General features: G+C 73.0%; 12 protein-coding genes. 2 read left to right on the forward strand and 10 right to left on the reverse strand.

Translation table 11 applies throughout. The annotated features are described in order from the left end of the window. Positions 1 to 46: 46 nt before the first annotated feature. The 3 genes from pip to QQM67_RS16430 form a co-directional block, all read right to left on the reverse strand. Entirely contained in the window at positions 47 to 1,018 is a 972-nt protein-coding gene (gene pip / locus QQM67_RS16420) for a prolyl aminopeptidase (protein ID WP_314174625.1), read from the reverse strand. A gap of 66 nt (positions 1,019 to 1,084) precedes the next feature. After that, on the reverse strand, positions 1,085 to 1,504 hold the full coding sequence (locus QQM67_RS16425) for a VOC family protein (protein ID WP_314174626.1): 420 nt from the start codon (positions 1,502 to 1,504) through the stop codon (positions 1,085 to 1,087). Further along, positions 1,501 to 2,415, reverse strand: a complete 915-nt coding sequence (locus tag QQM67_RS16430) for a methyltransferase domain-containing protein (RefSeq protein WP_314174627.1) — start codon at positions 2,413 to 2,415, stop codon at positions 1,501 to 1,503. The genes QQM67_RS16425 and QQM67_RS16430 overlap by 4 nt, the downstream gene beginning before the upstream one ends. 26 nt (positions 2,416 to 2,441) lie before the next feature. Here QQM67_RS16430 and tamR point away from each other — a divergent pair, with 26 nt between their 5' ends. Both tamR and QQM67_RS16440 read left to right on the forward strand, forming a co-directional pair. Continuing rightward, positions 2,442 to 2,939, forward strand: a complete 498-nt coding sequence (gene tamR / locus QQM67_RS16435) for a MarR family transcriptional regulator TamR (protein WP_314174628.1) — start codon at positions 2,442 to 2,444, stop codon at positions 2,937 to 2,939. A gap of 146 nt (positions 2,940 to 3,085) precedes the next feature. Beyond that, complete coding sequence (locus QQM67_RS16440) at positions 3,086 to 3,853, forward strand: SDR family NAD(P)-dependent oxidoreductase (protein ID WP_314174629.1); 768 nt, start codon at positions 3,086 to 3,088, stop codon at positions 3,851 to 3,853. Between the two features lie 246 nt (positions 3,854 to 4,099). On the opposite strand, the gene QQM67_RS16450 is transcribed toward QQM67_RS16440, so the two are convergent. The 7 genes from QQM67_RS16450 to QQM67_RS16480 form a co-directional block, all read right to left on the reverse strand. Continuing rightward, entirely contained in the window at positions 4,100 to 5,035 is a 936-nt protein-coding gene (locus QQM67_RS16450; protein ID WP_314174630.1) for a response regulator transcription factor, read from the reverse strand. A gap of 513 nt (positions 5,036 to 5,548) precedes the next feature. Beyond that, positions 5,549 to 6,703, reverse strand: coding sequence for a galactokinase (galK, locus tag QQM67_RS16455; protein WP_314174631.1), 1,155 nt, complete (start codon positions 6,701 to 6,703; stop codon positions 5,549 to 5,551). Continuing rightward, entirely contained in the window at positions 6,700 to 7,746 is a 1,047-nt protein-coding gene (gene galE / locus QQM67_RS16460; protein ID WP_314174632.1) for a UDP-glucose 4-epimerase GalE, read from the reverse strand. Before galE ends, galK begins: the two co-directional genes overlap by 4 nt. After that, complete coding sequence (galT, locus tag QQM67_RS16465; RefSeq protein ID WP_314174633.1) at positions 7,700 to 8,911, reverse strand: galactose-1-phosphate uridylyltransferase; 1,212 nt, start codon at positions 8,909 to 8,911, stop codon at positions 7,700 to 7,702. Before galT ends, galE begins: the two co-directional genes overlap by 47 nt. 315 nt (positions 8,912 to 9,226) lie before the next feature. Further along, positions 9,227 to 9,910, reverse strand: a complete 684-nt coding sequence (locus QQM67_RS16470; RefSeq protein ID WP_314174634.1) for a response regulator transcription factor — start codon at positions 9,908 to 9,910, stop codon at positions 9,227 to 9,229. A gap of 272 nt (positions 9,911 to 10,182) precedes the next feature. Then, positions 10,183 to 11,979, reverse strand: a complete 1,797-nt coding sequence (locus QQM67_RS16475) for an outer membrane protein assembly factor BamB family protein (protein ID WP_314174635.1) — start codon at positions 11,977 to 11,979, stop codon at positions 10,183 to 10,185. Positions 11,980 to 13,305: 1,326 nt separating this feature from the next. Further along, positions 13,306 to 15,177 carry an ABC-F family ATP-binding cassette domain-containing protein gene (locus QQM67_RS16480; RefSeq protein ID WP_314174636.1) on the reverse strand — a complete coding sequence of 624 codons (1,872 nt, stop codon included), beginning with the start codon at positions 15,175 to 15,177 and terminating at the stop codon, positions 13,306 to 13,308. Positions 15,178 to 15,222 lie beyond the last annotated feature (45 nt).

Raw genomic sequence — 15,222 nt, forward strand, 5'->3', positions numbered from 1 at the left:
GGCGACGTCACGGCCGCGCCTCCTCGGGGGCGGTCAGCGGAAGCTCTCAGCGGGAGGCGAAGCCGTCGAGCGCGGCGCGGATCTCGCGGCTCATCGCCTCGCTGCCCAGATGGCCCGCGTCCTCGACGACGACGAGACGCGCGCCGGGCCAGCCCCGGGCCAGTTCCCACGCGGTGCCGAGCGGGCCCCCTATGTCGAAGCGCCCGTGGATGAGGACGCCGGGGATGCCGGCGAGGCGTCCCGCGTCCCGGATGAGCGCTCCCTCTTCCAGCCAGGCGCCGTTCGAGAAGTAGTGCGCGGCGATACGCACGAGGGCGTGCCGGGCGGCCGTCGGCCGGTCCCCGTAGGTCTTCGGGGCGCCGGCGGTGGTCTCCATGGAGAGCACCGTGTCCTCCCAGCGGCACCACTCGTCGGCGGCTCGGGCCCGTACGTCCGGATCGGGGTCCTCCATGCGGCGCGCGTACGCCGCGAGGATCGCGGGGACGCCGCCCTCGGCGTCCGCTTCGGGCACGGCCTCCGCGAAGCGGTGCCACTCCTCGGGGAAGAAGCGGCCGGCGCCCCGGTAGAGCCAGTCGATCTCGGACCGGCGGGTGGTCGTGACGGCGGGGATCACGATCTGCGAGACGCGGGCCGGGTTCCTCTGGGCGTAGGCGAGGATCAGCGTCGAGCCCCAGGAGCCCCCGAAGAGCAACCACCGCCGGATGCCCAGGTGTTCACGGAGCCGCTCCATGTCGGCGATCAGATGCGCGGTGGTGTTGTGGCCCATGCCGGTGGACGGGTCGGCGGCGTGCGGAGTGCTGCGTCCGCATCCGCGCTGGTCGAAGAGGACGACCTTGTAGCGGTCGGGGTCGAACCGGCGGCGCGCGATCGTGCCGCAGCCCGAACCGGGGCCTCCGTGGACGACGAGTGCGGGCTTGCCTTCTGGGTTGCCGCACACCTCCCAGTGGACGCGGTCGCCGTCGCCGACGTCGAGCATCCCCTGGTCGTAGGGCTCGACGGGCGGGTAGAGCGTGCTCATGCGGGCGTCCCTTCCGGCGTGGGCGAAGCGGCACCCTACGGACGGCGGGAAGTGCGGGCAATCGAATTACGGGGCCGGCTCAGCGAGTTGGGGCTCCAGGAACTCCAGGCGGTTGCCGACCGGGTCGTACGAGTAGAAGCGGCGGTGGCCGGGGAGGTCGGCGTCCCAGACCACCTGTGCTCCGTGGCCCGCGAGGCGCGCGGCGAAGGCCTCGATGCCGCGCACGCGGATGCCGGGGTGTGCCTTCCTGGCGGGGCGGAAGTCCGCCTCGACCCCCAGGTGCAGGACGACGGAACCGGCCGCGAACCAGCAGCCGCCGCGCGCGGCGAGCACCGGCGGCTTGGGGATCTCCATCATGCCGAGGACGCCGCCGTAGTACGCGCGCAGTGTGTCCTCCGACCCGGCAGGGGCGGCGAGTTGGACGTGGTCCAGCGCGTCGATGCGGGGAGCGGAACCGGGCGCGGGTTCCGGCGCGGCGTCCGTCATCGCTTGACCGCCACGGCGAAGACGCGCCGGAAGGGCATGACGATCCCGCGCGCGGGGTCACCGCCCAGCGGCGGATAGGCCTCGCGCAGCAACCGCCCGTACTCGTCGAGGAAGGCCGACCGCGCCTCGGGGTCGTCGGCGAGCAGCGTCAGTACGGGGCGCAGTCCCGTGCCCATGAGCCAGTCCAGTACGGCGTCCTCGCCGTGCAGCAGATGTGCGTACGTGGTCTCCCAGGCGTCGGTGTCACAGCCCAGCGACTCCAGTTCGGCGAGGTAGTCGGCCGGATCGAGGACGGAGCCGATGCGGGACTCGGTGCCCAGACGCTCGCGCCACCGCGGTGAGTTGCGCAGCTCCAGCAGCAGTGCGTGGCTCGGGGCGTCGAAGTTGCCCGGGACCTGGAAGGCGAAGACGCCGCCCGGCGGCAGGGCCCGGACCCAGGCCGGGAAGAGGGCGGTGTGGCCGGGAGCTCCGCCGGTACCGGGGGCCCTTCCGTTGCCGTCGGGCGGGAGAACCCAGTGGAGTGCCGCGTTGGAGAAGATCAGGTCGAACCGCTCGTCGCTCGCGGGGCGCCAGGTGGAGAGGTCGGCGTGGGTGAATTCGAGCGTGCCGCCGGCGGAGGTCTTTCCGGCGTGGGCGCGGGCTTCGTGCAGCATGGCCGGCGAGTTGTCGTAGCCGGTGATGTGCGCGCCCGGCCAGCGCTCGGCGAGCAGCAGGGACGGCCCGCCGGGTCCGCAGCCCAGGTCGGCGATGCGCGGCGCCTTCTCATGCGGCAGCGGGGGCACGCGGGAGAGCAGGTCGGCGATCGGGCGGCTGCGGTGCCCGGAGTGCCGTTCGTACTGATGCGGATCCCACACGGGTGACGTCATGGCGGCAGCCTCCACCCCGTATATCTCGATGTCAAGAGACTTCATGTCGACACAACTACTACACTGATCACATGGAGGACGAGGTCGACCGACTGGTGGCAGCCTGGCGCCGCGAGCGCCCGGACCTCGACGTGGAACCGTTGGAGGTGCTCAGCCGCGTCAGCAGACTCGCGCGGCACCTCGATCGCGCGCGCCGGATCGCGTTCTCCGAACACAACCTGGAACCTTGGGAGTTCGACGTCCTCACCGCGCTGCGCCGCGCCGGTACGCCGTATCAGCTCTCGCCCGGGCAGCTTCTCACGCAGACGCTGGTGACCTCGGGGACGATGACGAACCGTATCGACCGGCTCGCGAAGAAGGGCCTCGTCGAGCGCCTGCCCGACCCGAGCGACAGGCGCGGTGTGCTGGTGCGGCTCACCGTCGAGGGCCGCGACCGCGCCGACAGCGCGCTTGCCGGGCTGCTCGCCCAGGAGCGTGCGATCCTCGCCGAGCTCTCCTCCGCGCAGCGGGCCGAACTCGCCTCGCTGCTGCGCCAGTTGACCGCTCCCTTCGACAACATCCCCGGCTGACGGGCCCGCCGCGGCCGTCCGTTCGCACCGCGCGCCGCCGCGCGGAGCGCCAAGTCGCGGTCGCCGTCGCACCGTTGGCCGAACGTCGCGGTGCCCGCCGGAGTGCCCCGCTGCGAGGCGCGCGGCGGAGCCCGTAACATCCGTGCATGGGCGGACGTCATTCGGATCGATTCGCGGGACGGACCGTCCTGGTCACCGGCGGTGGCGCGGGCATCGGAGCCGCCACCGCGCACAGGCTGGCCGATGAGGGCGCCGCCGTCGTCATCCTCGACAGCGACGAGGAGAACGGCCACCGCACGGCCCGCGAGATCACCGCGTCCGGGGCCCGTGCCGCGTTCGTGCTCGGAGACGTGACCGACGAGCCCGCCTGGACGCGGGCCGTGCGCACCGCGCGCCACGGGTTCGGCCCCGTCGACGGGCTGGTGAGCAACGCCGGGCTGATGCTGCCCGGCCCGGCCGGTGAGCTTCCGCTCTCCGACTGGCAGTGGCAGTTGGGCGTCAATCTGACGGGAGCGTTCCTCGGGTTGAGGGCCTGCCTGGAGGATCTGCGCGCACGCCGGGGAGCGGTCGTGCTGACCTCGTCCGTGCAGGCGCTCGTAGGGCTGCGGGAGCGGCCCGCGTACGCGGCGGCGAAGGCGGGGCTGACGGGGCTCGGCCGCCAGCTCGCCGTGGACTACGGGCCGGGCGTCCGCGTCAACAGCGTGCTGCCGGGGCCGATCCTCACGGACGCGTGGGAGGGCACCAGCGAGGAGGACGCGCGGATGACGGCCGCGCAGACCGTCGCGGGCCGCTACGGGCACCCCGACGAGGTGGCCGCGGCCATCGCCTTCCTGCTCTCCGGCGACGCCTCGTATGTGACGGGGACCAGCCTCGTCGTCGACGGCGGATGGAGCGTGTACAAGACCTCGCTCTGACCTGCGGGACTCCCAAGTCCCCGCCCCCGCAGGGTCGTTCGGCTCAGCGCAGCGACCCCGCTCAGCGCGCGGCGCTCGGCTCCAGGTCGACCGGACCGACACCCGCCCGGCGGGCCAGGGCGACCGCAGCGAGCGTCGAGTGGACGCCGAGCTTGCCGAGCACGTTCTGCATGTGCACACCCACACCACACCCCAGCCCAACCCCCACCCTCCATACCGGAGTTCGGCCCAGCGCAGCGACCCCGCTCAGCGCGCGGCGCTCGGCTCCAGGTCGACCGGACCGACACCCGCCCGACGGGCCAGGGCGACCGCGGCGAGCGTCGAGTGGACACCGAGCTTGCCGAGCACGTTCTGCATGTGCGTACGGACGGTGTGCGGGGAGAGATACAGCCGCTCGGCGACGGCCTTGCGGCCCAGCCCGGCGACCATGCAGCGCAGCACCTCCCGCTCCCTCGGCGTCAGCGACTCCACGAGGCGCTCGCTCTCGGTGCGGTGCTTGCGCGAGGCCGTCAACTCCTTGAGCACGCCCGTCAGAAGGGCCGGAGGAAGGTGCGTCTCGTCCTTCAGCACCCCGCGGACGACCTGGAGCAGCCGGGAGAGCGAGCAGTCCTTCGCGACCCAGCCGCCGGCGCCGGCCTGGAGCGCCGAGGCGGCCTGCCGCGGGTCGTCGCGCTCGGCGAGCACCACCGTGCGCACGTCCGGATGTTCCGTGCGCACGCGGGCGACGAGCGGGATGCCGCCCGGGTCCGACTCGGACGGTGAGGCCCTGCCGCCGGACGGTGAGGCCATGCTCACGGGCGGGCCCTGGCCGCCGGAGGGTCGTGCGGCGGCGCCCGCGCCTGAACCGGCGGGTGCGGAGGGCCCGTTGGGAGCTCCGTCGCGCGAAACGACGGACGGCAGCGCCACGTTGGACCCGTTGGCCGCGGCGGTACCGGCGGCCTGAGCGCTCGTGCCCGCGGCCGGTCCCGCGCCCGCTCCGCCGGACGGCGCCGACAGGTCCGCGTCGACCAGCAGCACGTCGAAGCGCCGGCCGTCCGCGGCGCCCCGCTCGAGACTGCGCAGCGCCGCCTGAGCGCTGCCTGCCGCCGCGACCTCCACGTCCTGCTCGGCCGCGAGCGCGGCGGCCAGGGACTCGGCGAAGATGCGGTGGTCGTCGACGACGAGCACTCGGATTCGTTGCATACCGCCCCCTGGCAGTGCGGGTACGTCACCCGTGGCGGAGGGAGGAGATGCGCGGGCTGGGGGAATCCACCTCGCCCCGCCGGGCCCCTCCCACACCGAAGATCGTGGGAGGACACCGCCGCGTCCTTGCCGGCCCGCCCGGCGTCCCTGCCCGGCGTGGCCTGCCCGGCCGCCCCGCCCCCTGACTGGCACCGGCCCCCACCGGTGCAATGCGTACGACTCAGGGTAAGGCCGGAAGATGACAACGGAAACCGATTGACGAAACTGCTTGCGCACGGCGTGAACTGAGTGACGTTTTCCGCACCGGAAGGCGTGCACCGACGGGCGAAGACGGCCGCCTCGTGCACGGACTCCCGGCGAAACCGGCTCGCGCAGCTCACCGGTGATGCGCGGGCCGCGCGGCACACCTGCGGATTCCGAAGATCCCAAGTTCCCCTCGGGGTCCGCACGTTCGACGCCGGGCCGCTCCGGCTACGGCGCCGCTGACGGACCGTCTGCGTTCAAGCGTCTGCGTCAAGCGTCCGGGATCCGCCGGGCGCCCTGCCCCGGCACGGCCTCGAAGACCCGCGGCTCCCGGTGACCGGCGGCCGCGAAGGCCTCAACGACCGCCTTGGCGACGGATTCCGCGGCGTCCGCCCGTACGAGCACGATGGCCGAGCCGCCGAAGCCGCCGCCCGTCATGCGCGCGCCCAGCGCGCCGTTCGCGTTCGACGCCTCGACTACCAGGTCGAGTTCGGCGCAGGAGACGCCGAAGTCGTCGCGCAGCGAGGCGTGTCCGTCCGTCAGTACGGGCCCGATGGCCTGCGTCTCCCCCGCGTCGAGGAGGCGGATGGTGCGCGCGACGCGCTCGTTCTCCGTGACGACGTGCCGCACCAGCGGCCGGAGCGACGCGTCCTCAAGCCGCTCCAGCGCCGCGGGCAGCTCCTCGTATGCCACGTCGCGCAGGGCCGGGACGCCGAGGGCGGCGGCGGCAGCCTCGCAGCCCGCGCGGCGCTCGGCGTAGGCGCCGTCGCCCAGAGCGTGCTTGACGCCGGTGTCGACCACGAGCAGCCGCAGCCCCGACTCCGCGAGGTCGAAGGGGACTTGCCGGCGGGTGAGGTCCCGGGTGTCCAGATACAGGGCGTGCCCGGCGGTGCAGCAGGCGGAGGCCATCTGGTCCATCACACCGCACGGGACGCCGACGAAGTCGTTCTCCGCACGCCGGCACAGCTCGGCCAGGCGGTGGGGCGCGACGCCCAGCCCGTACAGACCGTCGAGGGCGAAGGCCGTGGCGACCTCCAGCGCGGCGGACGAGGAGAGCCCCGCCCCCGTGGGCACTGTGCTCTCGAAGTGCAGGTCGGCGCCGCCCACTTGGTGCCCTGCGGCGCGCAGCGACCACACCACGCCGGCCGGGTAGGCGGCCCAGCCGCCGCGGTCGCCGGTGGCGCCCAGCGGTGCGAGGGCGTCGACGTGCAGCTCGGTGACGCCGCCGGGTGCGTCGGACGAGTGCAGCCGCAGCACGCCGTCGTCCCGGCGGGCGGCCTCCACGCGGCAGGTGTGCGGGAGCGCGAGCGGCATGACGAAGCCGTCGTTGTAGTCGGTGTGTTCACCGATCAGATTGACCCGGCCCGGCGCCGCCCACACGCCGTCGGGCGCCGCCCCGTACACCGCGCGGAAGCCTTCCGTCATACGGTCTGCCCCGGGCGCGCGGCCTGCGCTGCCCGCTCCCTGGTGAAGTCCCATGCGTCCTGGACGATTTCGGCGAGGTCGGCGCGCGAGGGCCGCCAGCCCAGGCGCTGAACGGCCCGTTCCGCGGAGGCCACGAGCTGCGCCGGGTCGCCCTCCCGGCGGGGCGCGGCGGTCTCGGGCACGGGGTGGCCGGTCACCTTGCGCACCGTCTCCACGACCTCTCGTACGGAGAAGCCGTTGCCGTTGCCCAGGTTGCAGATCAGATGGGTGCCCGCGGGGACCTCGCCCTCCGCCTCGGTCATCGCCGACATCGCGAGGAGATGGGCCTCGGCGAGATCCGCCACGTGGATGTAGTCCCGCACGCAGGTGCCGTCGGGCGTGGGGTAGTCGTCGCCGAAGACGGAGACGCTCTCGCGGCGGCCCTGGGCGACCTGGAGCACGATCGGGATGAGATGCGACTCGGGGTCGTGCCGCTCGCCGTAACGGCCGTAGGCGCCAGCCACGTTGAAGTAGCGAAGCGAGACGGCGGCCAGGCCGTGCGCGCGGCACTCGCCGCTGATCATGTGGTCGACCGCGAGCTTGGAGGCGCCGTACGGATTCGTCGGGGCCTCGGACGCGTCCTCGTGGATGGGCGTGCTCAGCGGTTCGCCGTAGGTGGCGGCGGTCGAGGAGAAGACGAGCCTGCGCACGCCGGACTCCCGCATGGCGCTGAGCAGCTCGATGCTGCCGCCGACGTTGTTGCGCCAGTACTTGCCGGGGTCCTGCACGGACTCGCCGACCTGGGAGTGGGCCGCGAAGTGCAGCACACCGTCGTAGGAGTCGTCGAGCACGCGGGCGGCGTCCTGCACTCGGCCCTCGACGAAGTCGGCGCCCTCGGGGACCGCGTCGCGGAAGCCCGTGGAGAGGTCGTCGAGCACGGTCACGGCATGCCCGGCCTCGGTCAGATGGGCGGCCACGACGCTTCCGACGTACCCCGCTCCGCCTGTGACCAGGTACTTACCGGTGTGTGCTGCGGGGGACGTCCCCCGGGGGCTGGCAGTCACTCGCTACCTCTCGCAGTCGCTCGGCCGCGCGCTCCGGCGGCACATCGTTGATGAACACGCTCATCCCGGATTCGGAACCCGCGAGGAACTTCAGTTTGCCGGAAGTCCGTCGGATGGTGAAAAGCTCAAGGTGCAGTGCGAAGTCCTCGCGGGCGGCGGACACCGCTGCACCGTCCCCCCGGCCGCCCGGCGGCCGCCCGCGCGCGGGCAGCGTGAACGGCGCCTGGTGCCAGGCGGCTATGTACGGGGTGGGCGGCTCGTCCGGCCCGAAGACGCGGTCGAAGCGGCGCAGCAGCTCCAGATAGACGGCCGGGAAGTCCGCCCTCGCCTCCTCGCTGAGCGCGGGCAGATCCGGCACCCGCTCCCTGGGATACAGGTGCACCTCGTACGGCCAGTGCGCGGCGTGCGGCACGAAGGCCGTCCAGTGCTCGCTCTGGTGCACCACGCGGCGGCCGTCGGCCAGCTCCGCGGCGACGACGTCGTCGAAGAGGTTGCGCCCTCCCGTACGGGCGGCGTGGCGGGCGGCGGAGCGCAGCATGCGCTCGGTGCGCGGCGTGGTGAAGGGATAGGCGTAGATCTGGCCGTGCGGGTGCTGGAGGGTCACGCCGATCTCCGCGCCGCGGTTCTCGAAGCAGAAGACCTGCTCGACCCCGGGGTGCTGGGAGAGCTCGGCGGTGCGGTCCGTCCACGCCTCCAGCACCAGCCCGGCCTGCTCCTCGGTGAGGGACGCGAAGGAGGCGTGGTGGTCGGGGGTGAAGCAGACGACCTCGCAGCGGCCCGCGCCGGGGCGGTGCGCCAGCAGCCCGTCCGGTACGGAGGTCTCCGCTCCCGCTGGGCCGGCCGGTTCAGGCCCGGGGCCGCCGGCGAAGGAGGGGAAGCGGTTCTCGAACACGGCCACGTCGTAGTCGGGTTCGGGGATCTCGCTGAGATTGGCGCCGCGGGTCGGGCAGAGCGGGCACGCGTCGGCGGGCGGGTGGTACGTACGCTCCTGCCGGTGCGCGGTGACGGCCGTCCACTCCGCGAGCAGCGGGTCGTAGCGGATCTCCGAGGCCGTCGTGATGCTGCCGAGGGAGCGGGCGTCGACGGCGTCGCGCACCGCGTCGTCCCGCAGGTCGTAGTAGATGATTTCGCGGCCGTCGGCGAGCCGGCCGGAGGTCTTCTTCACGGCGTCCGCTCTCCTCACCGTCGGGCCGGTCCCGGCGTCTCGATAGGCGTCTCGATAGGCGTCACACCATACGTCTCAACATAATCGCACAGAAGAACTCAGAGCCCAACAGGCCTGCACAGCAACGGCCGAGTGCATGCGGGCAGATCGGCCGTACCGGGCCTCAGTTCGCATACATGAGGGATTCACAGCTACATGCGGGATTCACCGCGAACCGGCGCGAAACCGGTGAACTCCGCGCCGCCCGTGGACAGTTCACCCGGGTGAAGGCCGGGACCGGCCGCTCGCTCCTGGCGGCTCACCCCCGGAAGCGGCTCACTCCAGGGCGGAGCCCGGCTCGTACGCCCTGTCCAGCAGTCCCGTGCGGGCCGCCAGCGCCGCCGCCTCCAGCCGCGACCCGACGCCCAGCTTCATCAGCACCCGCTGCACATGCGTACGGGCGGTGCTCGGCGCTATGCGCATCCCCGTCGCGATCAGCCGGGTGTCCTCGCCCTCGGCGACCCGCATCAGCACTTCGACCTCGCGTGGAGTGAGGAGCTGGAGCAGCCGGGCGCCCTCGTCGTCGGGCTCGGGCGTGGGGTCGAGCAGGTCGGCGAAGGACTCCTGGAGCAGCTGCGGCGCGACGGCCGCGTCCCCCGCGCGTGCCTTCATCATCGCGCGCTCTACGCCCTCGATCCGCTCATCGTGCCGTACGTAGCCGGAGGCCCCCGCGGCGAACGCGGAGGCCACACCGCGCGGGTTGGGCACGGGCCCCAGCACCACGACCGCGATCTGCGGCTTCTCCCGCTTGATCCGCACCACCGGATCGAAGACCCCGGCCTCGGCGGGCACGGCCGTGCCCAGCAGACACACTTCGGGCGCCCTGCTCAGCACCAGATCCGCCGCGCCCGCGCTGGGCGCCGCGGCAGCCAGTACACGGTGGCCGCGCAGTTTCAACGCCGAGGCGAGCGCCTCGGCGAGCAGTCTGTGATCGTCCACCACCATGAGCCGGACGCTCATGCGCAACAACCCCCACCGCCGCTCCCTGCGGGCGTCCCCTCAGGGCCCCTGGGGCCCGGCGGCCCGGGCGGCCCGGGGCGCCCGGGAGCAGCCCCTCCTGTTTCCCGGAAGCTACACGTTCGCCCGCCGTTCCGGGTCACTTCGGGGGGAGAAGTGGGAGGAACGGCGGACGAACGGTGATCAGACGTGCTCTTAAGCCTGCGGCCCTTCGGTCTTCGGCCGGGGCGGGGGCGCCTCCGGGGCCGGGTGGCCCTGGAAGCGCCCCCGGCAGGTCACTGGGCGCCGAACCCGATGCCGAGGTACTTGCCGTAACTGCCGCTGCTCCGCTTCGAGATGATCGTCTGGTGGAGGAAGAGCCGTCCGTTCTCGTAGAGGGGCGGTTCGCGCAGCGTGATGCCGGCGAGGTTGTTCTCGATCTCCGCGGTGTCGTCGGGGTTGCGCATGTAGAGCTCCTGCTTGCCCTGCGCGCCCGGGTCGACGGCGACGACCTGGCCGCCCGCGTCGTACGTCGGCTTCTTGTACGCGATGAGCTTGTCGCCCTGCATGCGCACGGGGACGATGGTGCGCTTCTCGCCCGCGTCGGACTTCCACTTGGGGCTTCCGCTGTCGACGTCGAACGCGATGATCTCGTTCGTGGACGCGGTGTCGCCCTGGTGCCTCGCCGAGGGCAGATAGATGTAGTCGTCGTCGACGACCACGGACGAGCACGACTCGACGCCGGTGCTGCACCCCGGGTCGTACTTGTTGTCGCCCAGGGAGATCTTGGCCTTGAGCTTCTCGTCCTCTCCGACCGTCATCAGGTCGGTGACGGAGCTGGTGCCCGCGCTCACGGCGATCACCACCGGGTCGGAGGAGACGACCCGGGCGCTCTGCACGCCCTTGGGCACGTCGAACTCCCAATTCGCCTTGCCCGTCTGCGGGTTGAGCTTCTGCACCTTCAGCTTCGGATCGCTGTAGCTGCCGCACTGCACGACCGCCATCAGCTCCTTGCCGCCCGCGAAGCCCTCGTCCTCGCAGGCGCCGCCGCCTTCGGACGCCCACAGCGGCGAGCCGCCGGACATCTTGTACGCGACCGAGCCGCCGATCCACTTGGCCGCGACGACGTCGTCGCCGATGGCCAGATTCATGCCGAGCGACACGGCGCTGTCGCTGTTCGGCATCTTCTCCTGCCAGGCCTTCTTGCCCTTGTCGATGTCGATGACGGCCATCTGATTGCACTTCGCGCGGGAGGACTTGGTCTCGGCGAACACCACGGCGGCCTTGCCGTCGTCCGTGGTCTGCCGGGAGGCCGCGCAGATCTGGCCGTCGAGGGAGAGCTTCCAGGCCTGCTTCCCGCTGGCCGCGTCCATGCCGATGATGCCGTTGACGGTGCTCTTGGCGAAGACCTTGTCGGTGGCCCAGGCGCCGGTCGTGCTGACCGTCTCCTCGTCCGTGAGCTTCGGCGAGGGGATCTTGAACAGTTCCTTGCCCTCGGTCGAGGCGGGCTTGCCGCCGACGTCCTTCGTACCGCTCCCTCCGCTGTCCTTGGCCTCGGTGTCGTCGTCCCGGTTCACGACGAAGAAGCCGATGGTGACGGCGGCGAGCACCGCGACGACCGCCGCGCTGACGACGGCGATCACCTTGCCGTTGCCGCCGCCCGATCCGGGCCCGCCCGGGCCGCCGGGACCGCCCGGTCCGTACGGGCCGCCCTGCGGCCCCGTCGGGTACATGCCGGGGCCGGGCTGGCCGTAGGGCTGCCCCGGCGCGCCCGGCTGCTGTCCGTAGCCGTAGCCGTATCCGCCGCCCGGGGGCGGCTGTTGGGGATAGCCGGGGCCGCCAGGACCCTGGGGCGGTTGCTGCGGGTAGCCGTACCCGCCCGCGCCCGGCGGTTGCGGGGGCGCGCCGAAACCGCCTGCGGGCGGCTGCTGTTGGGGGTAGCCATAGCCTCCGGCCGGGGGCTGCGGCGGGGCGCCGAAGCCGCCGGGCGGCTGCTGCGGCGCCTCGTTGTCCGATCCGGTGCCTTCCGGCTTCTCCGGATCGGGTGAATCCCCTCTAGGGGGCTGGCTGGGGGGCGGAGGCGGCTGCGACATGAGCGATTCCCTCGTTGACGAACAGACCGGACGTCCGCCCCTCAAACCCCCGTAGGGCGGAGCGAATCGGACATCAGGCCCGCCTTCGGCTGGCTTGTACGCGGATGTCTTTCTACCACCGGACACCACGAACCGGCGGTCCGGTTCCAGCCGGGCACCACTGGCCGAGACGCGCCCGAGACGCACCCGTTGCGCCGCCGTTAGCGGGGCGGGCCCGGCGGGCCCGCAGCAAAGCCGGGCTGGTGTCCCGGGGGTTGGGCCTCCGGGCTCCCCCGGGCTAAGCCCGGGAAGACCGGCCGGAGGGTGCCGACCGGGGCGGCCGGCCGGGGCGGCCGGGCCGCCCCGCCTCCGCACCGCTGCGTCTGGCCCCCGCGATCAACCGCCCAAGCGCCGGCGCAGGATGCGCCGCGACGCCGCGAACCCCCACCGGACGAGCCTCCGCCTCGCCGCTGACCGCGGCAAGCCGAACTGGCCGGGCGGCTGGGGAGTTGACGGTCGGGACGTGACGGCCGACAGCCACGGGAACCAGCCGGACCTGCCGGTCCCGGCTGCCTCCGCGCGGCGGGACCCTCGCGCTCGCGATCGACCGCCGCCACGCGGACGCGCGCCGCCGCGACGGCACCGCGCAAACCGCGGCAGCCCGGGCTCCGCCCGCCCGCGACCACCGGGAAGCCGAACCGCCCGGGGGGCCGGGGAGTTGGCCCGTGGGCGGGGAGTCCGCAGGTGGCTGGGCGGGGCGCGAGTCGCCCCCGCCGCGCGCACGGGTCGCCCATGCGTCCACGGGAGTGCGCCACCGCTAGCGGGGGGGGGCGGGCCCGGAGCTGCCGCGGGCCGCGAAGCGGCGCACCCGGGCTGCCCGAGGAAGGGCCGGTCCCGGCCGCCTCCCCAGTGCCCGGCACGGGCTGCCGGTCGCGGGTGCCTACGCGCGGCCAGAGCCAAGCCCGCACGACGCAAGACCACAACGGAACCGCACGCGAGCCGCGGAGCCGAACCGGCCGGGGCGGCCGGGGAGTTGGCCCGCGGGCCCGAATCCAGAGATGGCCGGGCGGGATGCGCGGTGGCACGCGTCTGGCCGGGCAACCCGGACGGGCCGGTGAGCCGAACCGGATGCGGCCGCCGGGGAGTTGGCCCGTGGGCCCGAATCCAGAGATGGCCGGGCGGGATGCGCGGTGGCACGCGTCTGGCCGGGCAACCCGGACGGGCCGGTGAGCCGAACCGGATGCGGCCGCCGGGAGTTGATGACTGGGACGGAAGTTCGCAGGTGGCCGTGGCGGGTGCGGGCGCCCCGCCCCCGGGGCGGCGTCGTGTGCCCGGGAAGGCGCCGCGTCAGCCGTTTTCCGCCAGTTCGAGCCAGCGGGACTCCAAGTCCTCGCGCTGGGAGTCCAGTTCGCGCAGCTCCGCGTCGAGGTTCGCGACGCGTTCGAAGTCCGTCGCGTGGTCGGCGAGGGCCTGGTGCAGTTCGGACTGCTTGTCCTCGATGCGGTCCAGTTGCCGCTCGATGCGCTGCATCTCCTTCTGCCCCGCCCGCGCGATCGCCGCGGGTTTGCGGGAGGTCTCCTGCCCCGGTCCCGCCGGAGCGGGCGAGGGCGCCGAAGTGCGGGGCGCGTCGGGCGCGTTGGCGCTCCCCGGTGCCGACTCCCGTTGCCGTGCGCGGCGTTCGAGGTACTCGTCGATGCCTCGCGGAAGCATCCGCAGCGCGCCGTCTCCGAGCAGCGCGTACACCGTGCCCGTGGTGCGCTCGACGAAGTACCTGTCGTGGGAGATGACGATCAGCGAGCCGGGCCAGCCGTCCAGCAGGTCCTCCAGCTGCGTGAGGGTCTCGATGTCGAGGTCGTTGGTGGGCTCATCGAGGAAGAGCACGTTGGGCTCGTCCATCAGCAGCCGCAGGATCTGAAGGCGCCGGCGCTCGCCGCCGGAGAGATCGGATACCGGCGTCCACTGCTTCTCCTTGACGAAGCCGAAGCGCTCGCACAGCTGCGACGCCGTCATCTCGCGCCCCTTGCCGAGGTCGACGCGCGAGCGGACCTGCTCGACGGCCTCCAGCACCCGGAGGTCGCCCTTCCCGCCGGGCGACCCCAACTCGTCGACCTCCTGGGAGAGATACGCCAGCTTCACCGTCCTGCCGACCTTGACGCGGCCTCCCGTGACCAGCTCGGACTGCTGCTCGCCGCCGCTGCGCGCAGCCGTCGCGAGCGCCTTCAGGAGCGAGGTCTTGCCGGAGCCGTTGACACCGACGAGGCCGATCCGCTCGCCCGGGCCCAGCTGCCAGGTCTGGTGGTTCAGCAGCACCTTGGGCCCGGCCTGCACCGTGACGTCCTCCAGGTCGAACACGGTCTTGCCGAGGCGGGAGTTGGCGAACCGCATCAGCTCCGCGTCGTCGCGGGGCGGCGGCTCGTCCGCGATGAGCGCGTTCGCCGCCTCCACGCGGAAGCGCGGCTTGCTCGTACGGGCGGGGGCGCCGCGGCGCAGCCAGGCCAGCTCCTTGCGCATCAGGTTCTTGCGCTTGGCCTCCTCCTGCGCGGCGATGCGCTCACGCTCGGCGCGGGCGAAGACGTAGTCGGAGTAGCCGCCTTCGTACTCGTGGACGGAGCCGCGCTGCACGTCCCACATCCGCGTGCACACCTGGTCGAGGAACCAGCGGTCGTGCGTCACGCACACCAGCGCCGAGCGGCGGGCGCGCAGATGCGCGGCGAGCCAGGCGATGCCCTCGACGTCCAGGTGGTTGGTGGGCTCGTCGAGGACGATCAAGTCCTGTTCGGAGATGAGGAGTCGGGCGAGCGCGATGCGGCGCCGCTCGCCGCCGGAGAGGGGCCCGATGACGGTGTCGAGGCCCTGCGGGAAGCCGGGCAGGCCGAGGCCGCCGAAGAGCCCCGTCAGCACGTCGCGGATCCTCGCGTCGCCCGCCCACTCGTGGTCGGCCATGTCGCCGACGACCTCGTGCCGTACGGTCGCGGCCGGGTCGAGGGAGTCGTGCTGGGTCAGCACGCCGAGGCGCAGCCCGCCCGAGTGCGTCACGCGGCCGTCGTCGGCGGGCTCCAGCTTGGACAGCAGCCGGATCAGCGTGGTCTTGCCGTCCCCGTTCCGCCCGACGACGCCGATGCGGTCGCCCTCGCTCACCCCGAGCGAGACGCCGTCGAGCAGCGCCCGGGTGCCGTAGACCTTGCCCACGGCTTCCAGATTCACGAGGTTGACGGCCATCTCACTCCTGTCGCGCGCTTCCCCTGGCCTGCGGCGCGGGAACCC

It is taken from the genome of Streptomyces winkii, from assembly GCF_032248595.1.
Lineage (GTDB): Bacteria > Actinomycetota > Actinomycetes > Streptomycetales > Streptomycetaceae > Streptomyces > Streptomyces winkii.

Excerpts from the sequence above, each read along its gene's own strand:
- pip (WP_314174625.1), bottom strand. The coding sequence starts at position 1,018 with ATGAGCACGCTCTACCCGCCCGTCGAGCCCTACGACCAGGGGATGCTC.
- QQM67_RS16425 (WP_314174626.1), bottom strand. The coding sequence starts at position 1,504 with ATGACGGACGCCGCGCCGGAACCCGCGCCCGGTTCCGCTCCCCGCATC.
- QQM67_RS16430 (WP_314174627.1), bottom strand. The coding sequence starts at position 2,415 with ATGAAGTCTCTTGACATCGAGATATACGGGGTGGAGGCTGCCGCCATG.
- tamR (WP_314174628.1), top strand. The coding sequence starts at position 2,442 with ATGGAGGACGAGGTCGACCGACTGGTGGCAGCCTGGCGCCGCGAGCGC.
- QQM67_RS16440 (WP_314174629.1), top strand. The coding sequence starts at position 3,086 with ATGGGCGGACGTCATTCGGATCGATTCGCGGGACGGACCGTCCTGGTC.
- QQM67_RS16450 (WP_314174630.1), bottom strand. The coding sequence starts at position 5,035 with ATGCAACGAATCCGAGTGCTCGTCGTCGACGACCACCGCATCTTCGCC.
- galK (WP_314174631.1), bottom strand. The coding sequence starts at position 6,703 with ATGACGGAAGGCTTCCGCGCGGTGTACGGGGCGGCGCCCGACGGCGTG.
- QQM67_RS16470 (WP_314174634.1), bottom strand. The coding sequence starts at position 9,910 with ATGAGCGTCCGGCTCATGGTGGTGGACGATCACAGACTGCTCGCCGAG.
- QQM67_RS16475 (WP_314174635.1), bottom strand. The coding sequence starts at position 11,979 with ATGTCGCAGCCGCCTCCGCCCCCCAGCCAGCCCCCTAGAGGGGATTCA.
- QQM67_RS16480 (WP_314174636.1), bottom strand. The coding sequence starts at position 15,177 with ATGGCCGTCAACCTCGTGAATCTGGAAGCCGTGGGCAAGGTCTACGGC.